18 protein-coding genes and 1 tRNA gene are annotated in these 23,110 nt (G+C 68.9%); 7 read left to right on the forward strand and 12 right to left on the reverse strand.

The window, feature by feature from the left end:
* Nucleotides 1-279: 279 nt before the first annotated feature.
* From HCC78_RS18920 to HCC78_RS18945, 6 genes are all read left to right on the forward strand, one after another.
* Nucleotides 280-534 (forward strand): DUF4212 domain-containing protein, encoded by a 255-nt coding sequence (locus tag HCC78_RS18920; RefSeq protein WP_172330353.1) that lies wholly within the window; start codon nt 280-282, stop codon nt 532-534.
* A 15-nt stretch (nt 535-549) separates the two neighbouring features.
* Nucleotides 550-2,331, forward strand: coding sequence for a sodium:solute symporter family protein (locus tag HCC78_RS18925; RefSeq protein ID WP_172330354.1), 1,782 nt, complete (start codon nt 550-552; stop codon nt 2,329-2,331).
* Nucleotides 2,332-2,451: 120 nt separating this feature from the next.
* Entirely contained in the window at nt 2,452-4,278 is a 1,827-nt protein-coding gene (locus HCC78_RS18930; RefSeq protein WP_172330355.1) for a DUF294 nucleotidyltransferase-like domain-containing protein, read from the forward strand.
* A gap of 50 nt (nt 4,279-4,328) precedes the next feature.
* Nucleotides 4,329-4,850, forward strand: a complete 522-nt coding sequence (locus HCC78_RS18935) for a hypothetical protein (RefSeq protein WP_172330356.1) — start codon at nt 4,329-4,331, stop codon at nt 4,848-4,850.
* Nucleotides 4,851-4,854: 4 nt separating this feature from the next.
* Nucleotides 4,855-5,259: a response regulator transcription factor gene (locus tag HCC78_RS18940; protein WP_172330357.1), complete on the forward strand. Its 405-nt coding sequence runs from the start codon at nt 4,855-4,857 to the stop codon at nt 5,257-5,259.
* 1 nt (nt 5,260) lies between these two features.
* The gene (locus HCC78_RS18945; protein WP_172330358.1) at nt 5,261-7,363 is read left to right on the forward strand and encodes an exonuclease domain-containing protein; all 2,103 of its coding nucleotides are present in this window, start codon (nt 5,261-5,263) and stop codon (nt 7,361-7,363) included.
* A 3-nt stretch (nt 7,364-7,366) separates the two neighbouring features.
* On the opposite strand, the gene HCC78_RS18950 is transcribed toward HCC78_RS18945, so the two are convergent.
* From HCC78_RS18950 to HCC78_RS18975, 6 genes are all read right to left on the reverse strand, one after another.
* Nucleotides 7,367-8,575, reverse strand: coding sequence for a hypothetical protein (locus HCC78_RS18950; protein WP_172330359.1), 1,209 nt, complete (start codon nt 8,573-8,575; stop codon nt 7,367-7,369).
* 4 nt (nt 8,576-8,579) lie between these two features.
* Nucleotides 8,580-9,686 (reverse strand): branched-chain amino acid ABC transporter permease, encoded by a 1,107-nt coding sequence (locus HCC78_RS18955; RefSeq protein ID WP_172330360.1) that lies wholly within the window; start codon nt 9,684-9,686, stop codon nt 8,580-8,582.
* Entirely contained in the window at nt 9,683-10,810 is a 1,128-nt protein-coding gene (locus tag HCC78_RS18960) for a branched-chain amino acid ABC transporter permease (protein ID WP_172330361.1), read from the reverse strand. Before HCC78_RS18960 ends, HCC78_RS18955 begins: the two co-directional genes overlap by 4 nt.
* Complete coding sequence (locus tag HCC78_RS18965) at nt 10,807-11,568, reverse strand: ABC transporter ATP-binding protein (protein WP_172330401.1); 762 nt, start codon at nt 11,566-11,568, stop codon at nt 10,807-10,809. Before HCC78_RS18965 ends, HCC78_RS18960 begins: the two co-directional genes overlap by 4 nt.
* 1,567 nt (nt 11,569-13,135) lie before the next feature.
* Entirely contained in the window at nt 13,136-13,915 is a 780-nt protein-coding gene (locus tag HCC78_RS18970) for an ATP-binding cassette domain-containing protein (protein ID WP_172330362.1), read from the reverse strand.
* Between the two features lie 46 nt (nt 13,916-13,961).
* Nucleotides 13,962-15,131, reverse strand: coding sequence for a substrate-binding domain-containing protein (locus HCC78_RS18975; RefSeq protein ID WP_172330363.1), 1,170 nt, complete (start codon nt 15,129-15,131; stop codon nt 13,962-13,964).
* A gap of 165 nt (nt 15,132-15,296) precedes the next feature.
* Here HCC78_RS18975 and HCC78_RS18980 point away from each other — a divergent pair, with 165 nt between their 5' ends.
* Nucleotides 15,297-16,271, forward strand: coding sequence for a hypothetical protein (locus HCC78_RS18980; RefSeq protein WP_172330364.1), 975 nt, complete (start codon nt 15,297-15,299; stop codon nt 16,269-16,271).
* Here the strand turns inward: HCC78_RS18980 and HCC78_RS18985 are convergent.
* The 6 genes from HCC78_RS18985 to HCC78_RS19010 form a co-directional block, all read right to left on the reverse strand.
* On the reverse strand, nt 16,257-16,619 hold the full coding sequence (locus HCC78_RS18985; RefSeq protein ID WP_172330365.1) for a DUF4345 family protein: 363 nt from the start codon (nt 16,617-16,619) through the stop codon (nt 16,257-16,259). The genes HCC78_RS18980 and HCC78_RS18985 overlap by 15 nt on opposite strands.
* A gap of 128 nt (nt 16,620-16,747) precedes the next feature.
* Nucleotides 16,748-17,038 carry a DUF1330 domain-containing protein gene (locus HCC78_RS18990; protein WP_172330366.1) on the reverse strand — a complete coding sequence of 97 codons (291 nt, stop codon included), beginning with the start codon at nt 17,036-17,038 and terminating at the stop codon, nt 16,748-16,750.
* Nucleotides 17,038-19,698 (reverse strand): alanine--tRNA ligase, encoded by a 2,661-nt coding sequence (alaS, locus tag HCC78_RS18995; RefSeq protein WP_172330367.1) that lies wholly within the window; start codon nt 19,696-19,698, stop codon nt 17,038-17,040. Before alaS ends, HCC78_RS18990 begins: the two co-directional genes overlap by 1 nt.
* A gap of 135 nt (nt 19,699-19,833) precedes the next feature.
* Entirely contained in the window at nt 19,834-20,913 is a 1,080-nt protein-coding gene (gene recA / locus HCC78_RS19000; RefSeq protein WP_172330368.1) for a recombinase RecA, read from the reverse strand.
* A gap of 187 nt (nt 20,914-21,100) precedes the next feature.
* Nucleotides 21,101-22,588, reverse strand: a complete 1,488-nt coding sequence (locus HCC78_RS19005; RefSeq protein WP_172330369.1) for a hypothetical protein — start codon at nt 22,586-22,588, stop codon at nt 21,101-21,103.
* 247 nt (nt 22,589-22,835) lie between these two features.
* A tRNA-Met gene (locus HCC78_RS19010) sits at nt 22,836-22,912 on the reverse strand.
* Nucleotides 22,913-23,110 lie beyond the last annotated feature (198 nt).

The following is a 23,110-nucleotide window of genomic DNA, read 5'->3' on the forward strand; positions in this document are numbered from 1 at the left end:
GAGAACCGCAGGAACCGCTGAGACGGTTGTCCCCGGCCCCGGGAGGCAGAAGCCCCCCGCAGCCAGGGACCGGAAAAGGGCGCCAATGCGCCCGGAACCGGCCCGAAGGGGCCGGGACGGCTTTGACGCGGCGGTCATCGCGCCGCGCCGAGCATCGGTGCCGGTGCGGGCTCGTTCGAGAACACCAAGAAGAAGACCCCCGCCCGCCCGGTCCGAGACAAGGGAGACGCGACGCCCGCAAGGGCGCCGCAAGGAGCAACCGCGAAGGGAGAGACCGCCATGGCGGACAATTCTGACAATGAATACTGGGAGGCCAATCTCGGCCTCATCAAGATGTGCTTGGTGATCTGGGCACTGGTTTCCTTCGGCTTCGGCATCCTGCTGCGGCCGCTTCTGAAAGGCATTTCCGTCGGCGGCACCGACCTGGGCTTCTGGTTCGCCCAGCAGGGGTCGATCCTCGTCTTCCTGGCGCTGATCTTCTTCTACGCCTGGCGGATGAACGCGCTCGACCGCAAGTTCGGCGTCGAAGAGTAAGGGGACCGGGGACAGATGGATCAGTTCACCCTCAACCTGCTGTTCGTGGGCGCGTCCTTCGCGCTCTACATCGGCATCGCGATCTGGGCCCGCGCGGGCTCCACGTCGGAATTCTACGCGGCCGGCCGCGGCGTCCACCCGGTCGTCAACGGCATGGCCACCGGCGCGGACTGGATGTCGGCAGCCTCCTTCCTTTCCATGGCAGGCCTCATCGCCTTCGTCGGCTATGACAACTCGGCCTACCTGATGGGCTGGACCGGCGGCTACGTGCTGCTGGCGCTGCTGCTCGCGCCCTACCTGCGCAAGTTCGGCAAGTTCACCGTTCCGGAATTCGTCGGCGACCGCTTCTACTCGAAGACGGCGCGCCTCGTGGCCGTGCTCTGCCTGATCATCGCCTCGATCACCTACGTGATCGGCCAGATGACCGGCGTCGGCGTGGCCTTCGGCCGCTTCCTGGAAGTCGACAACACCACCGGCCTGCTGATCGGTGCCGTCGTCGTCTTCGCCTATGCCGTGTTCGGCGGCATGAAGGGCGTCACCTACACCCAGGTGGCCCAGTACTGCGTGCTGATCACCGCCTACACCATCCCGGCGATCTTCATCTCGCTGCAGCTGACCGGCAACGCGCTGCCGCCGCTGGGCCTGTTCGGCGACCACCTGGCCTCGGGCGAGCCGCTGCTGACCCGCCTCGACCAGATCGTCACCGAGCTGGGCTTCGCCAGCTACACCGAGCGTCACGGCGACCTGCTGAACCTGGTGCTCTTCACCCTGTCGCTGATGATCGGGACGGCCGGCCTGCCGCACGTCATCATGCGGTTCTTCACCGTGCCGACCGTGGCCGCGGCCCGCTGGTCCGCCGGCTGGGCGCTGGTCTTCATCGCGCTGCTCTACCTGGTCGCTCCGGCCGTCGGCGCCATGGCGCGGATGAACATCACCGACCAGATGTGGCCGAACGGCACCCAGGCCGAGTCCGTGACCCTCGACCAGATCGAGAACGATCCGGCCTATGACTGGATGAAGACCTGGTCCAAGACCGGCATGCTGGCCTTCGACGACAAGAACGGCGACGGCAAGATCCAGTACTACAACGACAAGTCCGCCGCGATGCAGGAAAAGGCCGCTGCCGCGGGCTGGTCCGGCAACGAGCTGACCATCAACAACGACATCCTGGTTCTCGCCAACCCGGAAATCGCCAACCTGCCCGGCTGGGTGATCGGCCTGGTGGCCGCGGGCGGTCTCGCCGCCGCGCTCTCCACCGCAGCGGGCCTGCTTCTGGCCATCTCCTCCGCCGTCTCGCACGACCTGTTCAAGGGCCAGCTGACCCCGGACATGTCGGAGAAGTCGGAACTGCTGACCGCGCGGATCGCCATGGCCGTCTCGATCGCCGTCGCCACCTATCTGGGCATCAACCCGCCCGGCTTCGCGGCACAGACCGTGGCGCTTGCCTTCGGCCTGGCGGCATCGTCGATCTTCCCGGCGCTGATGATGGGCATCTTCTCGAAGCGCATCAACGACAAGGGTGCCGTCGCCGGCATGCTGGTCGGCATCGGGGTGACGCTGGTCTACATCTTCCTGCACAAGGGCTGGTTTTTCATTCCTGACACCAACTCCTTCACCGATGCGAACCCGCTGTTCCTCGGCATCAAGTCGACCTCCTTCGGGGCCGTCGGGGCGCTGCTGAACTTCGCGACCGCCATCGCGGTGTCCCGGGCGACCGAAGAGCCGCCGCAGGAAATCCAGGACCTGGTGGCCTCCGTCCGCATCCCCCGCGGTGCAGGCGCAGCCGTCGACCACTGAGTTCCGCGACGGACATAGCGACAAAAAATCAGGCCGGTTCCGTACCGGCCTGATCTGCATCAAGGTTCCGATGTGCTACCCTGCCCTGTACTGGCACCGAGCGGATAGCGAGACCATCCGATGACCCTGACCCGCGACGAGATCGAGGCCTTCCTGGTTTCCGTCCACCCCTATGACAGTTTCGAGCGCGGCGATCTTGCCCGCACCGCCGGCTGCTTCCAGCCCGTCCCCTTCGCGAAGGATTCCGAGATCTACGCGCTCGGCGCGGAGCTGCCCGGCATCTACCTGATCTACCAGGGCACCGTCGACGTCCGCGACCACCGCGGCGCCAAGGTGTCGATCCTCGGCTGCCGCAACTCCTTCGGCGAGCGCGGCCTGATGCGCGACGGCCTGGCCGCCACCTCCGCCTACGCGATCGAGGAGGCGACGCTCCTCCTGCTGCCTGCCGCGGAATTTTCCAGGCTGATGAAGGAGAACGCGGCCTTCTCGCGCTTCTTCCGCCGCTCCGGCGCCGAACGCGAGGAGCGCGGCACCTCGCTGGCCACCATGCCCGTGCGCCAGATCCTCGCCGGTCCGCCGATCACCTGCCCGCCCTCGACGCCGATCATCGAGGCGGCGCGGATCATGCGCGACCGCAACATATCGAGCCTCGCCGTGGTCGAGGGCGACCGGCTGGCGGGCATCCTGACCACGTCCGACCTGTCGAACCGCTGCCTGGCCGAGGGCATCGACGCCAAGCTGCCGGTCAAGCACATCATGACCGCCGATCCGGTGACGCTCTCGCCGGACAGCCTCGGCACCGACGTGCTGCACGTCATGCATGAACGGCATATCGGCCATCTGCCGATCGTCGAGAAGGACATGCTGGTCGGCATGGTCACCCAGACCGACCTGACCCGGCTGCAGGCCGTGACCTCGGCGCAGTTCGTCTCGGACATCGCCCGCGGCCGCTCGGTCGCTGCACTGGCCAAGGTCACCGCGCAAATCCCGCAGCTTCTGGTGCAGCTGGTCGGCGGCGGCAACCGCCACGATGTCGTCACGAGGCTGATCACCGACATCGCCGATGCCTGCACGCGGCGGCTGCTGCGGCTGGCGGAGGACAAGCTCGGCCCGCCGCCCGTGCCCTATGTCTGGTGCGCCTGCGGCAGCCAGGGCCGGCGCGAGCAGACCGGCGTATCGGACCAGGACAACTGCCTGATCATCGACGACCGCATGGCCGAGGGAGACGACGCCTATTTCCTGAAGCTCGCCGATTTCGTCTGCGACGGGCTGAACGACTGCGGCTACTACTACTGCCCGGGCGACATGATGGCGACCGCCGACCGCTGGCGCCAGCCGCTGAAGGTCTGGCGCGAGTATTTCCGCGGCTGGATCTCGAAGCCGAATCCCGAGGCGCAGATGCTGTCCTCGGTGATGTTCGACCTGCGCCCGATCGGCGGCACCGAAAGCCTGTGGCGCGCGCTGCAAGCCGAGACGCTTCAGATGGCCAGCGAGAACTCGATCTTCACCGCGCACATGATCGGCAACTCGCTGAAGCACACGCCGCCGCTGGGACTGATCCGCGGCTTCGCCACCATCCGTTCGGGCGAGCACAAGAACCGGCTCGACCTGAAGCTGAACGGCGTGGTTCCGATCGTCGATCTCGGCCGCGTGTATGCGCTCCAGGGCCGCCTGTCCGAGGTCAACACCCGCGCCCGGCTGGAGGCGGCGCGCGACCGCGGCGTCCTGTCGAAGGCCGGCGCCGGCGACCTGATCGACGCCTATGACCTGGTCGCGCAGTCGCGGCTGGACCATCAGGCGGCGCTGGTGCGGCGCGGGGAGAAGCCGGACAACTACCTGGCGCCGACGGAACTTTCGGATTTCGAGCGCAGCCACCTGCGCGATGCCTTCGTGGTGGTCAGGACGATGCAGTCCGCCATCGGCCAGGGCAAGGGAATGATTACCTAGCCGCTTGAGGAGGCGGCTTTGCCCCCGGCGGGGGCAGGAAGGGAGGACACATGTTCTTTGAACTCATCGCCACCGTCTTTGCAGGCGTCGGCGCGGCCGGCCTTGCGCTGGCGCTGAACTGGATCTCGGGCGGGCGGCTGCCGCGCTGGACGATGCCGGTCGCGGCCGGGATCGGCATGATCGCCATGACGGTCTGGTCGGAATACAACTGGTACGACCGCACCGTCGCGGGCATGCCGGAGGGGCTGGAGGTCGCGCAGGTCAACGAGGCGCGCCAGTTCTACCGTCCCTGGACCTATGCGGCGCCGATGGTCGACCGCTTCATGGCGGTCGACGTGGCGCGGATGCAGAGCAACCCGGACCAGCCGGGGCAGCATATCGCCAACATCTACCTGATGGGCCGCTGGCAGCCGGTGCGCAGCTTCCCGGTCGCGATCGACTGCGACGGCCACCGCCGCGCCGCGCTGGTCGAGGATGCGGGCTTCGACGCCTCCGGCGCCGTCGAGGGCGCGCAATGGACCGATGTCCCGGCCAGCGACCCGCTGCTCGCTGCAACCTGCGCGAGGGGATGAAACCATGACGGAGATGGCCCTGCCCGCCGCCCGCAAGGTGATGCTTGTCGAATCCGAGGACAGCCTCGCCCGCGCCATGGACCACGTGGTGACCGCCGACGGCCATGCCTGCGCCCGGCTCGCCCCCGGCGACCGGATCGTCGAGCGCATCGCCCGCGAGCATCCCGACCTGGTGATGCTGGACCTCACCCATGGCGAGACTGCCGCGCTGCTCGACGCCTGCCAGTCGATCCGCCGCGACCGGTCGCTCGACGGGGTGCGCATCCTCATGCTGCAGAAGGGCGGCAGCTCGCTCGACCGCCGCCGCGGACGCGCGCTCGGCGCCGACGGCGTGGTCTCACTGCCCTTCCGGCTGGAGGACCTGCGCGCCGAGATGCGCCGCCTTCTCGCGGAGCAGCCGGTCCACTGACATGCTGGCCAAGCTCTCCCTGCGGCTGAGGATCCTGCTGTTCTTCGCCCTGCTCGGCTTCGGCAGCCTCGCCATCCTCGGCGGCGCCGGAGCCTTCGCCCTCTCGCGCGGCCCCGACGGCAGCGCGGCGCAGGTGCTCCTGACCGCCGGACTGATGGCGGGATTCGGGATCTTCGCGCTGGTCGCCTTCGTCTGGCGCCTCTTCGACGAGAATGTCGCGCGGCCGATCGGAACCGTCGCCGCCGCGCTGCGCGCCCGCGCCCATGGCGGCGTGCATGACGAGCTTGAACCGGAGGTCGCGATCTATCTCGGCGATCTTGCCCCTGCCGCCTCGGCCGTGGCCGGGACCCTGGCGGAGGCGCGCGGTTCCGTCGCCCGCGCCGTGGAAGAGCAGACAGCCGCGCTGACCATGCAGACCGAGAAGCTCAAGGCGCTTGTCTCCGACGTGCCGGTCGGGCTGATCGTCGTCAGCCCGGCGCACCAGATCGTCTTCTACAACACGCCCGCGCGCGAGATGCTGGCCGGAACCGGCCGTCCGCGGCTGGGCCGCCCGGTCTTCGACCTCCTGCGCGAGGGCCCGATCCGCAAGACCTACGAACGGCTGCGCGCAACCGGCACCCATGACGACGATGCCGAACTCCTGGTTTCCACCACCGGCTGCGCCCGCGCGCTGTCCGCCCATATCCGGCTGATCCGCAAGGATCTGGGCATGACCCACGAACATCCGGGCTACGTGCTGACGCTGCGCGACGTGACGGCCGAGCTGTCGGCGCATCGCGACCGCGAGCGGCTGCTGCACGACCTGGTCGACCGGCTGCGCCGCCCGGCCGGGCGGCTGAAGGCACTGATCGAGGTGGAGGCCGACCGCACGGGCACGGCCCTGCCCGCCGATATCCGCCACGGCGCGCTGGAGCTGACCGACGAGGTGCAGGAGGCGGTCGATGCCTATGACGCCAACTGGCGCAGCTGGTGGCCCTTGCGCGAAGTGCGCGCCGCCGAGCTGATCGACGGGCTGCGCGCCCATCTGGACGAGGCGGGCCCGGCGCTCGAGGCGCGGCCGCCCGAACTGCTGCTGACCTGCGACGGGGTGGCGATGGTCGACCTGCTGACCGTGCTGGCCCGCGCCGTCGCGGCCGAGGAGCTGGCCACGGTCGTGTCGCTTGCCATGGAGCCCGACGAGCCCGGCGCCGAGATCCGGCTGAGCTGGCGCGGCGAGCCGATGAGCGTCTCGGTGCTGGAGCGCGCCCTCGCCCAGCCGCTGGAACCCGAGACCGACACGCTGACCGGGCGCGAGGTGCTTGACCGCCACGGCAGCGAGATCTGGCCGGAATGGGACCATGACGGCACGTCCTGGCTGACCATCCCGATCCATGCCGCCCGTCCGGTGCCGCCGGTGGCGCCGCCGGAGGGCTTCGTGCCCGAGCGAAACGCGGTCTATGATTTCGATCTGCTGGCCCATACCGACCATGCCGCGGTGGACGCGACGCCGCTGTCGCGCCTGACCTACGTGATCTTCGACACCGAGACGACCGGGCTGGACCCGAATGGCGGCGACGAGATCGTCCAGATCGCCGCCCTGCGCGCGGTCAACGGACGGCTGGTGCCCGGCGAGGTGATCGACAAGCTTGTCGATCCCGGCCGCCCGATCCCGCCCGGCTCGACCAGGATCCACGGCATCACCGACGAGATGGTCCGCGGCCAGCCCGGCATTGCCGAGGCCGGGGCCTATTTCCACCGCTTCGCCCATCGCGCCGTGCTGGTCGCGCATAACGCGCCCTTCGACATGGCCTTCTTCCACCGCCACGCGCCCGCGATCGGCGCCGCCTTCGACAATCCGGTGCTCGACACGGTGCTGCTGTCGGCGATCCTCTTCGGCCAGCAGGAGGAACACACGCTCGACGCGCTGGCCGCGCGCTTCGGCGTCACCATCCCCGAGGAGGCGCGCCATACCGCGCTCGGCGACACGCGGGCCACGGCCGAGGTCTTCCTGCGGATGATCCCGATGCTCGAGGCCAAGGGGCTCTTCACCTTCGGCGACGTGCTCGACGCGATGGCGCGGAATTCCCGGCTGATGCGGGAGATGAAGGCGCGGGTCGGGGCCTGAGCCTCAGCCCGCGGGAATGCCCAGCACGGCCACGCCGAGGCAGAGCGCCGAAAGCGCCCCGTGCCAGGCGGCGCGGCGCTTCTCGCCCTGTTCCCGGGCGATCAGCATGGCGACGAGGCATTGCAGCGCGTAGAATAGCGCGAAGGCCCGCGAGGCCAGCGCCACCAGCGCGTTGACATCCGTCGCCCAGATCACCGAGACGGCCACCGTGCCGATGGCGATATAGGCATGGCGCGGCGTGACATGGCCATGGGTCGTGTCCGAGATCAGCCCGCTGGCACCCAGCGAGTCCGCCACCGCCGCGCTGAACTGGCTGGCGATGGCGCCGAAGGCGACGACGAAGGGCAGGATCGGCGAGACCCGCCCGATCACCTCGATCACCCCGGCCACATCGGCGCCTTCGGGAAAGAACGGATAGAGCGGGATCATCAGCGCGAAGAACACCAGATAGACCGCCGAGGACAGGGCCTGCGCCCGCTTCATCGCCCTCTCCCTTGTCGCTCCGTCATAGAGCGATCCCATGAAGCGCGTCGTCTCGAAGCCCTGCACCACGATCAAGAGCCCCATGAGGAAGCGCAGCGTGTCCCAATCGAATTCCGGCGCCGCGCCGGGATCGCTCCAGCCATAGCCCCCGGGCAGCCGCGCCGCGAACAGCCCCAGCGCCGCCAGAAGCGCGGCGATGGCGGCGAGGTTGGCGCTGACGGTGAAGCGCTCGGCCCGCTCCACGCCCTTCAGCCCGCGCGTCACCCCGGTCAGCGCGATCCCCGCGACTAGCGCCGTGGCGACGAGCGCGGCGAAGCGCGGATCGGAGATGCCTGCGAGCTTCGCCAGGAAGCTGCCGAGCAGCACGAGGTAATAGGCGACCGAGATGAAATAGGCGCCGGTCAGCACCAGATGCGACAGGGTCTCGATCGACGGGATGTGGTGGCCGCGCGGCGCCTCTGCGCAGCGCGCCTCGCCATGGCGGATGTTGTAGCGGATCGCGCCGCCGATCAGCCAGGCGATGCCCGCGAGCGCAGCCATCGCGGGCACCGCCCAGAGTCCCACCCGGCCCGAGACCAGCGGCACCGACACCAGGAAGCCGCTGCCGATGATCGACGCCAGGGGCGTCAGCATCGCCCGCCAGGCCGTGCTGGCCCGGAGCGGCCCGAAGGCGAGGACGGCGAAGACCGCCGCCAGCACGGCGGCGACGAGGATTTCGGTCAGATCCATCGCCCTAGCGTCCGGCCTTCAGCCGCCCGGCGATTCCCGAGGGGAAGAAATAGACGCTGAGGATGAAGAGGATGCCCAGCCACATCAGCCAGCGGTCGGGTTCCAGGAACACCGCGAGCGCCGGAAGGTCGGCGGCCACCGCGCCCTGCGCAGCCGCCATCAGGTCCTGCAGGTAGCCGCGCGCCAGCATGAAGAGCGTCACGCCGATCACCGCGCCCCAGATCGTGCCCATGCCGCCGATCACCACCATCAGCAGAAGGTCGACCATGATCGGGAAGCCTAGCACCGTGTCCGGCCCGACATAGCGCAGCCAGACCGCGTAGAGTGCGCCCGCCAGCGCCGCGATCCCGGCCGAGATGCAGGTGACGGCGATGCGGTAGCGCACCACGCGGTAGCCGATCGCCTCGGCGCGGAACTCGTTCTCGCGGATCGCCATCAGCACCGAGCCGAAGGGCGAGACAGTCAGCCGCCGCATCAGCGCCAGCAGCACCAGCATGGAGGCGAAGACAAGGTAATAGGCGGCGAGCTTGCCGTTGGCCTTCACCTCGGTGAACAGGCCGCCGGTTTCCCCGCCGCCGAAGATCGCTCCGGGCAGCGCCGCTGGGTCGATCCCGGTCAGCGGCTCGGACAGGTATTTCGCCGCCGGGCTCAGCGCGCGGGGGATCTGGAAGCTCAGCCCGTCCTCGCCCCCCGTCAGCCCGGAAAGCTGGCTGACCAGCACGGCAACGGCGGAAGCCACGGCGAGGGTGATCATCGCGAAGAAGATCGCTCGGACCCTGAGCGAGAACAGCCCGATCAGCGCCGCCAGCACCACCGCGACCGCCATGCCCGCCCCGGCGCCGAGGACCAGCCCCGGCGCCTCGCGGCCGAGATGCGTGGAGGCCAGCGCCACGCCATAGGCGCCCATGCCGAAGAACATCACATGGGCGAAGCTGACGATTCCGGCATAGCCCAGAAGCAGGTCATAGGAGGCAGCGAGCACGATGAAGACGCAGATCCGCGCCGCCGTGTCCATGGCCCGGACGCCGGGAAACAGGAAGGGCGCCGCCGCCAGCGCGGCAAGGATCGCCGCCACGACGGCAGCCAGCAGCCAGGAGCGGCGCGCCGTCATTTGCGGCCTCCGGCGGGCATCATCCCTTCGGGACGCCACATCAGGATCAGCACCATCAGGCCGATGTCGCTGACCAGCGCTGCCTTGGGCTCGAGGAAGGCCACATAGTTCTGGGTGAGCCCGACCAGCAGCGCGCCGAGAAAGCAGCCCTCCACCGAGCCGAGACCGCCGATGATCACCACGATGAAGACCAGCACCATGATCTCGGCCCCCATCGAGGCGGTCACGACCTCCTGGTAGAGCCCCCACATCACCCCGCCGAGCCCGGCAAGCGCCGAGCCGGCAACGAAGACGCCGACGAAGACCAGCCGCAGCCGGTAGCCGAGCGCCTCGACCATCTCGCCGTTCTGCACGCCCGCGCGCACGATCAGCCCGACGGTCGTGTGGCGCATCACCGCGCGGATGGCGAGGAAGATCGCCAGCCCGACGCCCACCGCCATCAGCCGGTAGGTCTCGATCGCCGCGCCGTGGAAGGTCAGCGCGCCCTTCAGCATCTCGGGCCGCGCAATGAAGATTTCCGCCGGGCCCCAGACCACGTGGATCATCTGCTCCGCCACGATCAGCCCGCCCATGGTGACGAGGATCTGCTTGAGATGCGCGCCGTAGACCGGGCGGACGATGACGCGCTCGAACACCCCGCCGAGGATGCCGGTCACCGCCATTGCGGCAAGCGCAGCCAGCCCGATCAGCGCCAGGTTGGCGGCAAGGCTCTCTGCGCCTGCAAGTCCGGGAAAGGCCAGGAGCACGGTGATGCCGACGAAGGCGCCGATCGAGACGAAGGCGCCATGGCCGAAATTGATCACGTCCATCAGCCCGAAGACCAGCGTCAGCCCCGAGGCCATGACGAAGATCATCATCCCCATCGCCAGCCCCGAGACGGTCAGCGTCAGCCAGGAGGACAGGCGGATGTCGAAGGGCGCGAGGTCGAAGATCCGGGTGCGCAGCGAGCCGTCCTCGTTCAGCACCGGCTCCAGAAGCGGCCAGGAGGCCTGCGCCCAGATCGCTAGGTAGCCGAGCAGGATGGCCGCCGGGACAAGCAGCCAGGGGATCAGCGGGCGCAGCCGCTCGGACAGCCCGGCCCGCTCGATGCGGGGGCGGTGCGCGGGCGCGGCGGCATGGCTCATCGGCGCGCCTCCAGGTGCAGGCCCATCAGCCGGTCCTGCAGCGCGGCATCGCCCGCCAGCTCCGCCATCCGCCCGGCCCAGACCGTGCGGCCGTCATCCATCACTGCCGCGTGGTCGCCGAGCGCCCTGGCCACCGCGAAATTCTGTTCAACCATCAGGATCGTCGCCCCTTCCGATTTCAGCTGCCTCAGCGCGCCGACCAGCACCGAGACGATGGCCGGGGCCAGCCCCTTGGTCGGCTCGTCGATCAGGTAGAGCTGGCGCGGCTCCACCATGACCCGCGCCAGGGACAGCATCTGCTTCTGCCCGCCCGACAGCGTCCCCGCCGGCCGGTGCCAGAAGGTCGCCAGCGCCGGGAAGGCCGCGGTCAGCCAGTCGAGCCGGTCCTGCCGCATGTGCCGGGTGCGCGCGCCGAGACGCATGTTCTCCTCCACCGTGAGATCGCCGAAGATGCCCATCTCCTCGGGGACATAGCCGATGCCTGCCCGCGCGATGGCCGAGGGGCCGAGCCCGCCCAGCTCCTGCCCGGCAAAGCCGATCCGGCCCTGGCGCAGCTTCCACAGCCCCATGACCGTGCGCAGCGTGGTGGTCTTGCCGACACCGTTGCGGCCGAGCAGCATGGTCACCTCGCCCGCGGGCACGTCGAGATCGACGCCCTGCAGCACCTTGTAGCGGCCGATATCGGCATGGACCTCCGACAGCGTCAGGAGCGGCGGATGGCCCGGCCCCGCCTCTTCCTCCGCCGCGGCCCCGGGCATGTCCGCGGCCGCGGCGTCCGAGGGGCGGCCGAAGAGCGGACGGCGATGGGGCGGCTCCGCATTGCCTGCTGCCTGCGGACGGAACAGCCCGGCTCCCGGCGGCATCGCGATGCCCAGCTCGCGCAGCTCGTCGGGACTGGGCGCAGGCGGGCGCGGCGGCAGGCGGCCGGGCGTCCGGACCGGCGGCGGCGGCTCCGGCGCGCGCCCGGCAAGACGCGGCACCGAGACGGCATCCTCGGGCGCCACCTCCGGCGGAAGCGACGCGCCGCCGCCGGACGCAGACAAGCCGGCCATCCGCATCGCCGGAATGCCCAGTTCGCGCAATTCCTCGGGCGACGGCGGCGGCGGCCGCGGCGGCAGCCGTCCGCGCGAGGGCGGAGGCGTCCCGTTCCCGTCCGGCGGCCCGGCAAGTTCGCCATCCTCCGGCGCTCCGCCGACCGAGGGCACCGGCGGCATTGCAGCCCCGCCGCCGTCCTGTGCCGGAGGGATGCTGCTGCCAAACGGATCAGGTTGCCAGGCGTCCTGCTGCAGCGCGCCCAAACCTCCATCCGGCTCCTGCGTCCCCGCAAAATCCTGCGGCTGGGCCTCGTTGGCCGGAAAGACCGGCAAAGGCGCTTCGGGCGATGGCAGGTCTCCGCCCTGCCAGTTCCCCGGCTGCGCGTCCTGCGGTTCCGCGAAGGGCGGCACCTGTCCCCAAGTTCCGTCACCGTGCCCCTGAGACCCCGCGAAATCGCCCGGCTGCTGATCTGCGGGATACGGCGGCGGCAGGTCTCCGCCCTGCCAGCCGCCCGGCTGCAACTCCTGAGGCTGCGGGCCGGACAGGGGCGCCTGCCCCCGCGAGCGATCCTCTGATCCTTGGGACCCCGTGACGTCGCCCGGCTGCTGGCCGCCGGGCGGAAAACCTGGCTGTTGATCGTCGGAAGACGGCGGCACGTCTCCGCCTTGCCAGCCGCCCGTCTGCATCTCCTGAGGCTGCGGGCCGGACAGGGGCGCCTGCCCCCGCGCGCCGTCCTCCCTGCCCTGAGACCCCGCAAAGTTTCCCGGTTGCTGGCCGCCGGGCGGAAAACCCGGCTGTTGACCATCGGGAAGCGGAGGCACGTCGCCGCCCTGCCAGCCGCTCGGCAGCATCCCCTGCGGCTCCGCAACTGGCGGCACGTCTCCACCCTGCCAAATGCCAGGCGGCGTCCCATGCTCCTGCGCATCGGCATTCCAGGCTCCGCCCGGCGCGAACGGTTGCCAGGACGGGACGTCCGCCTGCGCAGCGTCCTGCTGCATCGGCGTGCCGGTGCCGGACGCTTGCCCGGCTGCCGTGGCGGGGTTCTCCGGCTCCGGCGGCTGCCAGCCGGCATGTCCGCGCGGGACCGGCGCCATGCCGATGCCGAGCTCGCCGAGTTCGTCGGGCGACGGCGGCGGCGGCCGCGGCGGCAGGCGGTCACCGGGCTGCGCCCCGGCGCTGTCCGGCGGCAGCGGCAGCTCCGCCTCTCCGCCCTCTTCCAGCCTGCGGCGCACCCGCGCCATGGCGCGGACCAGCCGCTCGGCCATCTGGCCGGACTCCTGCTTGCCGTCGTCAGACATCGGTCAGCGCCTGCCCCATGTAGACCTCCTGGACGATCTCCGAGTCCATCACCTCGTCCGGCGGTCCGTCCGCCAGAAGCACGCCGTTATGCAGCACGATGATCCGGTCGGCGAGCTCGCGGATCACGTCCATCTTGTGTTCCACCAGAAGCACCGTGCGTCCCGGCTGCCCCTTCAGCCCGGCGACGAGATCGAGCACATGCGGCGCCTCGTCGGCGCTCATCCCGGCGGTCGGTTCGTCGAACATGAAGACCCGCGGCTCCAGCGCCATCAGAAGAGCGACCTCCAGCTTCCTCTGGTCGCCATGCGACAGCGCCGTCACCGGCATTTCCGCCAGGCTCAGCAGCCGCACCTGCTGCAGCAGGCGCTCCGCCTCGTCGAGCAGTTCCCAGTCGCCCATCGCGCGGGAGAACATGCGGAATCCGCGGCCCTCGCGCGCCTGCATGGCGAGGCGGACATTTTCCAGGACACTGAGCCCGGGAAACAGGTTGGTCAGCTGGAAGGCCCGCCCCATCCCGCGCCGCGTCCGGGCCGAGGCGCTCAGCCGGGTGACGTCGCGGCCTTCCAGCAGGACCCGCCCGGCACTGGCGCGGATCTGGCCCGAGACCAGGTTGAAATAGGTGGTCTTCCCTGCGCCGTTCGGCCCGACGATCGCGGTGAGCTCGCCCTCGCGGAAGCGGCAGCTGACCCCGTCCACGGCGACATGGCCGCCGAAGCGCACGGTCAGCCCGCGGGTTTCCAGAAGGGCGGTCTCTGTCTCGTCTCGGCGCACGCTCGGTCCCGGATCGGGGGGCGCGGAGGCCGCGCCCGGTGAGGTCTCAGTTGCGGATCGGCACGGGCAGGTCGTCCGTGTCAAGTTCACGTACCAGTTCCGGGATGCCCCAGTCGACCTCAGGATCGACCTTGATGCGGAAATGGTACATCGACTGCAGCGCCTGGTGGTCTTCCGGGCGGAAGGTCATCGGACCCTTCGGCGTCTCCCAGGTCATGCCCTCCATCGCCGCGATCAGGTCCTCGGTATCGGCCGAGCCCGCCGCCTTCACGGCCTCCGCCACGGCGATGCCCGCAGCCATGCCGCCCGCGGTGAAGAAGTCCGGCGGCGCGCCGAAACGCTCCTGATGCGTCTTCACCAGCCAGTCGTTCACCGGGTTCTGCGGGATGTCGTAGTAGTAGTAGGTCGCGCCCTCCATGCCGGGCAGCTCCTTGTAGGCGGTCAGCGCGGCGAGGATGTTGCCCCCCGTGGCGATCTCGATGCCGAAGCGGCCGGGCTCCATCGCATTGATCTTGCCCATCGGGTTGCCGCCGCCCGCCCAGAGCAGGAACAGCTTCTTCTCGCCCTCGATGCCCTCCATCGAGGTGAAGATCCGCTCCGCCGCCGCGGTGAAGTCGGTCGTGTCGGTGGGGACGTATTCCTCGTGGACGATCTCCGCTCCGGTGGTCTCCAGCGCCTCTCGGAAGGCGGCAATGCCGTCGCGGCCGAAGGCGTAGTCCTGCGCGAGCGTGGCCACCTTCACCCCTTCGCCGCCGATCGCGATCGCGTTGGCGATGGCATCCTGCGAGGAATTCCGCCCGGTGCGGAAGATGTAGCGGTTCCAGTTCTCACCGGTGATCGAATCCGCGACGGCAGGCTCGACGATCAGGATCTTCTCGTAATCCTGCGCTACCGGCAGCATTGCCAGCGCCACGCCCGAGCTGACCGGACCGACGGCAAGATCGACCTCGTCATCGCCGTAGGCCTCCTCCAGCATGGCGCGTCCGAGCTCGGGCTTCAGCTGGGTGTCCTTCTCGATCACCACGATCTTCTCGCCGTTCACCTCCATCGTGCCGCCGGTGGCATATTCCAGCCCCAGCATCAGCCCGTCATGGGACTGCTTGGCATAGGCTTCGTAGGGGCCGGTCTTGCCGTAGACATGGGCGATGGTGATGTCGGCCATGGCAGTCGTCGCCATCAGCCCGGCGCAAAGCCCGGCCGCGATTCCCGTTTTCATGCTGTCTCTCCCTGTTCCGCGCGGGCATTCCCGCTGCGGCCTCCTGCCAGAGGCTAGGCGCGGAACGGGCGGCCGGTCAACAGCGCGGAGACGGTCTTGCCGCAACGAGAGCGTTTGTTAACCCGCTGATGCATAAGGCTTGGACAGCGGAGGACGGAGGAGGCGATGACAGGTTCCGCGGCGCCGGATCTGGTGCTGGTCGGCCAGAAGGGCCGGGTCGGATGCGAGGCGCTGCTGTGCCTGGCCTCGCTGCGCGCGAGCGATCCCGGTTTCGCCGGGCAGATCTGGCTGGCCGAGCCGCAGCCGGGACCGCTCTGGCCCGCCGATCCGCGGATGGAAGGCGACCTTCGCGCCGCCTGCCTGGAGCTGGGCGCCGAGCTCCTGCCCTTCGACAGCCGCCATTTCGGCGCGGCCTATCCGCAGGGCAACAAGATCGAGGCGCTCGCCGCCCTGCCTGCAGGCCGCCCCTTCCTGTTCCTCGACAGCGACATGCTTGTCCTGCCCCCCCTGTCCGGCATCGGCTGCGTCCGGCCGACGGCCTCGGACCGGGTGCGCGACACCTGGCCGAAACCGCCGCCCTTCGGTCCGGACCGAACGGCGATCTGGGACGCGGTCTTCGCGCTCTCGGGCACGGACCGCGCGTCGACGCTGGACCCCCGCTTTCCGCCCGGCCATCCCCGGCGCGATCTCTACCTCAATGCAGGCTGGGTCGCCGGTCCCTGCGCGCGGCGCTTCGGCCTGCTCTGGGCGGAGGTGGCCACGGCGATCCGCGACCGCACCCCGCCCGAGCTTGCCGCGCAGGCGCTGGACCCGTGGCTCGACCAGATCGCCCTGCCCGTGGTGCTGGCCCGTCTCGGCGGCGGACGGCCGCGCGAGCCCCTCGACGGCACGCGGCTCTGGCACTACCGCACGCTCGCGCTGCTCTACGCCACTGCTCCCGAGCCGGTTGTCGACCTGCTGGAGCGCGCCGCCGCGCCGAACCGGATCAAGAAGCACCTCAAGCGGCACAAATCCTTCCACCGCGCGATCTGGCGCGGCGACGGGGCAAGGGCGCGGGCGCTGTTCCGGCGCGACCGGCTGCCCGCGTCGGAGGCCGTGATCCGCAACCGGCTGCGCGCTGCCGGGCTATGGCTGCGCTGAGCGGTTGCCCAGGATCAGCCAGGCCGCGAAGGCCGCCTCGACCGCGAAGAACCAGACCGCCTGCATCCCCGCGCCGTCGATCACGATGCCTGCCAGGCGCCCGGCCGCAGCTCCCGCATAGGCGGCCCCCACCACCTGAAGCGCGACGGGCGACTTCACCAGAAGCCCCGCCAGCCCGAGCCCGACGAAGAGCGCGCCATTGGCGGCGCGGATCTCGCTCATCCCCATGGTGCTGCCGTCGACGGTGGCGAGGCTCAGCACCTGCAGCGTGTAGCCCGGGGCGAGGAAGCCCACCAGACCGAAGAGGATGGTCGCCGCCATTGCGGCCATGTTGAAGATGCGTCGCATGCGCCTGCTCCTTGCTGCTTTGCAGGAGATACGGCGGCACAGCCGGAGCGGATCGGAAAAAACCGCGGAAACGGAAAAGGCCCGCTCCCTTGCGGGACCGGGCCTCGGTCATTCCGGCAGCGCCGACATCAGGCTTCGGCGATCTCGACGAAGACCATGTCGCGTTCCGATGCGCCCTTCGCGAAGGACAGGGCCTCCTGGTATTCCGGGCTGTTGTAGCAGGCCTCGGCCGCTTCGATGCTGTCGAAGCGGACCACGACGTTGCGCGGGCGCTCGGTGCCCTCGATCCACTTGTAGCGGGTGCCGCGGGCAAGGAACGTGCCGCCGTGCTTCTCGATGGCGGGACCGGCAAGCTTGGCGTACTTGCCGTATTCCTCGTCATTGGTCACGGAAACATGAGTGATCCACAGCGCAGCCATCACAAATCCTCCAGCATGCGTTCTACAACCGCCAGCGCCTCGGGCGCTTTCGAGGCATCGGCACCGCCGGCCTGGGCCATGTCCGGACGGCCGCCGCCGCCCTTGCCGCCCAGCTCGGCCGCCGCCGCCTTCACCAGATCGACGGCCGAGATGCGGCCCGTCAGGTCCTCGGTCACGCCCGCCGCCACGGCCGCCTTGCCGTCGGCATCGGCGATCAGGACGATGACGCCCGAACCCAGGCGCTCCTTGTGGGCGTCGATCAGCGGGCGCAGGTCCTTGCCCGAGACGCCGGACAGGCTCTGGCCGAGGAAGGTCACGCCCTTGATCGCCTTGGTCTCGGGACCCGCAGCCGAGCCGCCGCCCATGGCGAGATCGCGGCGCAGCTGCGCCACCTCGTTCTGCAGCGCCTTGCGCTCGTCGAGCAGCGCCTGCAGGCGCGCGGGCACGTCATCTGCCTGCGCCTTCAGCACGCCCGCGGCCTCGGTCAGCGTCGCCGCCTGGCCCGCGAGATAGTCGAAGGCCGCCTGGCCAGTCAGCGCCTCGATGCGGCGGATGCCGGCCGAGGACGCGCTGTCGCCCAGCGTCACGAACATGCCGATCTCGCCCAGCCGCTTGACATGCGTGCCGCCGCAGAGTTCCAGCGAATAGACATCGCCGGTGACGCCCTTGCCCGAGCCCTTCTGCTGGCCCATCTGAACGACCCGGACCTCGTCGCCGTATTTCTCGCCGAACAGCGCCTGCGCGCCCAGTTCCCGCGCCTCGTCCGGCGTCATGATGCGGGTCTCGACCGCGCCGTTCTGGCGGATCATCGCATTGACGTCGGCATTGACGCGGGCCAGCTCCTCGGGCGTCACCGCCTTGGCATGGCTGAAATCGAAGCGCAGCCGGTCATCGGCATTCAGCGAGCCGCGCTGCGCCACATGGGAACCCAGAACCTCGCGCAGCGCCTCGTTCAGCAGGTGCGTCGCCGAGTGGTTGGCGCGGATGGCCGAACGTCGGGCATGGTCGACGATCAGCTCGGCACCCTGGCCGGAGGCGATGGTGCCCTCGGTCACTTCGGCGAAGTGGATGAAAACACCCGCAGATTTCTTGGTGTCGGTGATGGCCGCGGCACCGGTTGCAGTCTGCAACCGCCCCGAGTCGCCCACCTGGCCGCCGCTTTCGGCATAGAAGGGCGTCTGGTTGACGACGATCTGCACCGTGTCGCCCTTGGCCGCCTCTTTCGCTGCCGCACCGTCCTTGACGATCGCCTGGATCTGGCCTTCGGAGAATTCCGCATCGTAGCCGAGGAACTCGGTCACGCCGCTCTTCTCGGCAATGTCGAACCAGATGGCGGCGTCGGCGGTCTCGCCCGAGCCAGCCCAGGCGGCGCGCGCCTTGGCCTTCTGCTCTTCCATCGCGGCATCGAAGCCGGTGGTGTCGACCGTGTGGCCCTTCTCGCGCAGCGCGTCCTGGGTCAGGTCGAGCGGAAAGCCGTAGGTGTCGTACAGCTTGAACGCGGTCTCGCCGGGCAGCTCCGCCCCTTCGGGCAGGTCGACCAGCGCGTCGTCGAGCAGCTTCAGGCCGCGGTCGAGCGTCTGGCGGAAGCGGTTCTCTTCCAGCCGCAGCGTTTCCTCGATCATCGACTGCGCCTGGCCGAGTTCCGGATAGGCCTGGCCCATCTGCTGGACCAGAGCCGGCACAAGACGGTGCATCAGCGGATCCTGCGCGCCCAGCAGGTGCGCATGGCGCATGGCGCGGCGCATGATCCGGCGCAGGACGTAGCCGCGGCCGTCATTGGCCGGGGTCACGCCGTCGGCGATCAGGAAGGAGGTCGAGCGCAGGTGGTCGGCGATCACGCGGTGATGCACCTTGCCCGGCCCGTCCGGATCGACGCTGGTGGCGTTGGCCGAGGCCTCGATCAGCGCGCGCATCAGGTCGGTGTCGTAGTTGTCGTGCTTGCCCTGCAGCAGCGCGCCGATCCGCTCCAGACCCATGCCGGTGTCGATCGACGGCTTCGGCAGGTTCTCGCGGCGGCCGTCCTCGAACTGCTCGTACTGCATGAAGACGAGGTTCCAGATCTCGATGAACCGGTCGCCATCCTCTTCCGGCGAGCCGGGCGGGCCGCCCCAGACATGGTCGCCGTGGTCATAGAAGATCTCGGTGCAGGGGCCGCAGGGGCCGGTCGGGCCCGCGGACCAGAAATTGTCGTCGGTGGCGATGCGGATGATCCGGTCGTCCGGCAGCCCGGCGACCTTCTTCCAGATATTCACCGCCTCTTCGTCGGTATGGTAGACAGTGACCAGAAGGCGGCTCTTGTCGATGCCGAAATCCTTGGTCAGCAATTCCCAGGCGAAGGGGATCGCATCTTCCTTGAAATAGTCGCCGAAGGAGAAATTCCCCAGCATTTCGAAGAAGGTATGGTGCCGCGCGGTATAGCCGACATTGTCGAGGTCGTTGTGCTTGCCGCCGGCGCGCACGCATTTCTGCGCGGTGGTCGCGCGGCTGTAGTCGCGGTGCTCGACGCCGGTGAAGACGTTCTTGAACTGGACCATGCCGGCCGCGGTGAACATCAGCGTCGGGTCGTTGCGCGGGACCAGCGGCGAGCTGTCAACGACTGCGTGGCCATTGCGTCCGAAATAGTCGAGGAAGGTCGTGCGGATATCGTTCAGGCTTGCCATGGCTCAGCGTCTCTTGCCGGTTCGGTTCCCGCCTCTCTATCGCCCAAGGCGCGGGGTGTCCACATCGCAGGCACGCATGAAAAAACCCCGCCGGAAAGGCGGGGTTCGGCGGCAATCCGGGCCTTGCGGCGGGCCTCAGCCCTCCATCACCTCGTCGTCGCCGCTGCCGTCATTCTCGCCCATGTGGAAATCCAGCCCGTGGGCCGCGCGGATCTGGTCCTCGATCTCCAGCGCGATCTTCGTGTTCTGGCGCAGGAAGGTCTTGGCGTTCTCGCGCCCCTGCCCGATCCGCTCGTCTCCATAGGAATACCAGGAGCCCGATTTCGCCACGACCCCGGCCTTGACGCCCAGGTCCAGCAGCTCGCCCATCTTGGAGATGCCCTCGCCGTAGATGATGTCGAATTCGACCTGCTTGAAGGGCGGAGCGACCTTGTTCTTGACGATCTTCACCCGGGTGGCGTTACCCACGACCTCGTCGCGGTCCTTGACCGAACCGATGCGGCGGATGTCGAGACGGACCGAAGAGTAGAATTTCAGCGCGTTGCCGCCGGTGGTGGTCTCGGGCGAGCCGAACATGACGCCGATCTTCATGCGGATCTGGTTGATGAAGATCACCATGCATTTCGAGCGGCTGATCGAGGCGGTCAGCTTGCGCATCGCCTGGCTCATCAGACGGGCCTGCGCGCCGACCTGGGCATCGCCCATGTCGCCCTCGAGCTCGGATTTCGGCGTCAGCGCGGCCACGGAGTCGACGACGATCATGCTGACGGCGCCGGAGCGGATCAGCGTGTCGGTGATTTCCAGCGCCTGCTCGCCCGTGTCGGGCTGGCTGATCAGCAGCTCGTCGAGATTGACGCCGAGCTTGCGGGCATATTGCGGGTCGAGCGCGTGTTCGGCGTCGACGAAGGCGCAGATCCCGCCCTTCTTCTGTTCCTCGGCGATGCAGTGCAGCGTCAGCGTGGTCTTGCCCGAACTTTCCGGGCCGAAGATCTCGATCACCCGGCCCTTGGGCAGGCCGCCGATGCCGAGGGCGATGTCGAGGCCCAGCGAGCCGGTCGAGGTCGCCTCGATGTCCTGTGCGGGATTGTCCTGGCCGAGCTTCATGATCGAGCCCTTGCCGAACTGCCGTTCGATTTGCGCCAGAGCTGAATCCAGCGCCTTCTGCTTGTCCATAGTGCGTGTTCCGCCCAGATCGAGGAGGTTTGCCGAAGCCATTCTGCCTGTCCTTATCTCATGCCCGTCAGAGGGCGGCAATGCCGGTTATGTTCTGCTCTTGTTCTCAATATGAAGAACAGACCGGAACATTTCAACTCAAATTCTCCCGAAACTATCCGGGCGAGTCGGTTAAGGCAGGCTTAAGCAGGACCGGCGGAGGCCGAGAAGGCCTCCCGCTGCCGGTGTCCTAGGTGATGTCCACCAGGAACGAACGCAGCGGCAGGCCTCGGTCGCCGCTGAAATTGTTGAAGCTCATGTCGTGCAGCACATGGCCGCGCCGCGCATCGGTGCAGCATCCGTAGGGCCCGCCGACGGAGCAGCCGGCCAGCTCCTGCTTTGAGCGCACCATGAGATCGCGGCCGAGGAACCGCGCCCCCACGGCATCTATCGGCAGATCCGCCGGATTGCCGCCAGGCGGCAGGAAATAGATGCCATAGGGACGGCTTTCCTGCAGCATCACCTGCGGTGGCGCGCAGGGCTGGGTCCGGCCCCAGTCGATCGACAGGATCACCGACTTGCCGTCTTCCTGCAGCTTGGCGCCGGTCACCCGCGGTCCCAGCTCATTGTCGGCGCCGTGGTCGAGATTGAGCAGATGCGCCGCCATCCGGGCGCCGGCGATGGCATAGCCGCCGTACTGGTAGTGGATGTCCCACCAGTCGCGCGGCAGGTCGTACATCTCGATGCCGTGATGCGCCTTCTCGCGCTGCTCGATGGCGCGCAGATAGCCGACCCGTGCAGCATTGGTGCCGCATTCCGCGACCAGGTATTCATAGCCGCCGATCATGTTCACGATGAAGTCCATCTCGGGATAGCGCGCCCAGATGTGGTCCCAGACTGCCAGGATCGTGTCGATGAATTCCGGCGTGGTCAGGCGGCGGTTCTGCAGCGCGTTGGCATCGCTCTCGCCCTGGGTCCAGAAGCAGCGCATCGGGATGTCCTGGCCATCCGCCGCCGCGATGGCGAGCTGCTCCATGAAGAAGTCCAGAGCCGGGCCCGGCTTGCCGGTGGCAGCGTCCCACCAATGCGGGCCGGAGGACGGTCCTGCCGAGCGGCGGTCCAGCGGCGTGCCGCCGGTGGCGCCGTTGACGAAGTCGACCGACAGGTTGCGCGATCCCCGCAATCCGCGCGCCAGTGCCGCCGAGAAGCCGCCCCAGCCGCCGCGCTCCTCCATCAGCGACATGTTCGACTGCCCGCCGCAGACGAAGCGCAGGTCGTGGGTCACCTTTGCCGCGGGTCCGTACTCCAGATCGCCCTGCGTCATCTGCTGGAGGATCAGCTCCTGGCCGATCCGCATGACCCGCAGGGCCAGCTTGCTGCCGGCCGTGGCCATCTGTCCGACGGTGCCCAGGAAGGTGCGCCCGCCCCCGGCGACAATCCGCGCCCCTGGCTGCGCCAGGATGACGGCATCGGTACCGTCGACAACGTGCGACAGGTCGGCGGTGGCGTTGCCTCCCAGTTCCAGCGCGGCGCCGCGCGCCACCGGGGCCCATTGGAACGGGCGCCGCCCGTCGACCCGGATCGGACGGGACATGAACTCGTTCGTCGGAATGCCGAGCCCGGCCGCCGCGCGCGGTGCCGCCGCAACCCCGATGTCCCCGGCCGACAGGGCCCTCAGGAGCGCCACCTTGTCCTGCTCCCGCATTTCCGCCAGCTTCTTGTTCATGAGGGAGTTCATGGCGCCATCCACCGCAATCCAGCCAATCCCGAGCCGCAGCGTGGCAGGGGCACAAACGGGCTAGAAGTCCGCCCGCGTTGCGTCAACCATCAAGCGAGGACCTGCGCCGGAAAACCGCTCTTCCGGGACCGGCCCCTGGGCAGCTGTCGCTTCGGCAGGCAGGCATCCGGACCAGGGGCGGAAACACTAGCCGCATCCCCGCAGCACTGCGGATGCGTTTCGGTACAGCCTGTGATGGAGGATATTTTGGTAGCGGAGGAGGGACTTGAACCCCCGACACGCGGATTATGATTCCGCTGCTCTAACCAACTGAGCTACTCCGCCAAGAAGTGAGGCGTCACTATTGCGCCCGGCGGGCAGCGTCAAGGCCGGGATTTGCGGTGGCTGAGATTTTCCCGGGCAGACGTGGCGGCAACCGCGGTTCGCCCCGGCCGGCGAGCCTGGTCCCTGCCCCGCAGGTCACGACTCTCAAGCAGATGACTGCCAGCATCATGCCACAGTGGCAGGGCGGCTGACCGGGGT

The organism is Mangrovicoccus sp. HB161399 (assembly GCF_013184745.1).
Taxonomy (GTDB): Bacteria; Pseudomonadota; Alphaproteobacteria; order Rhodobacterales; family Rhodobacteraceae; genus Mangrovicoccus.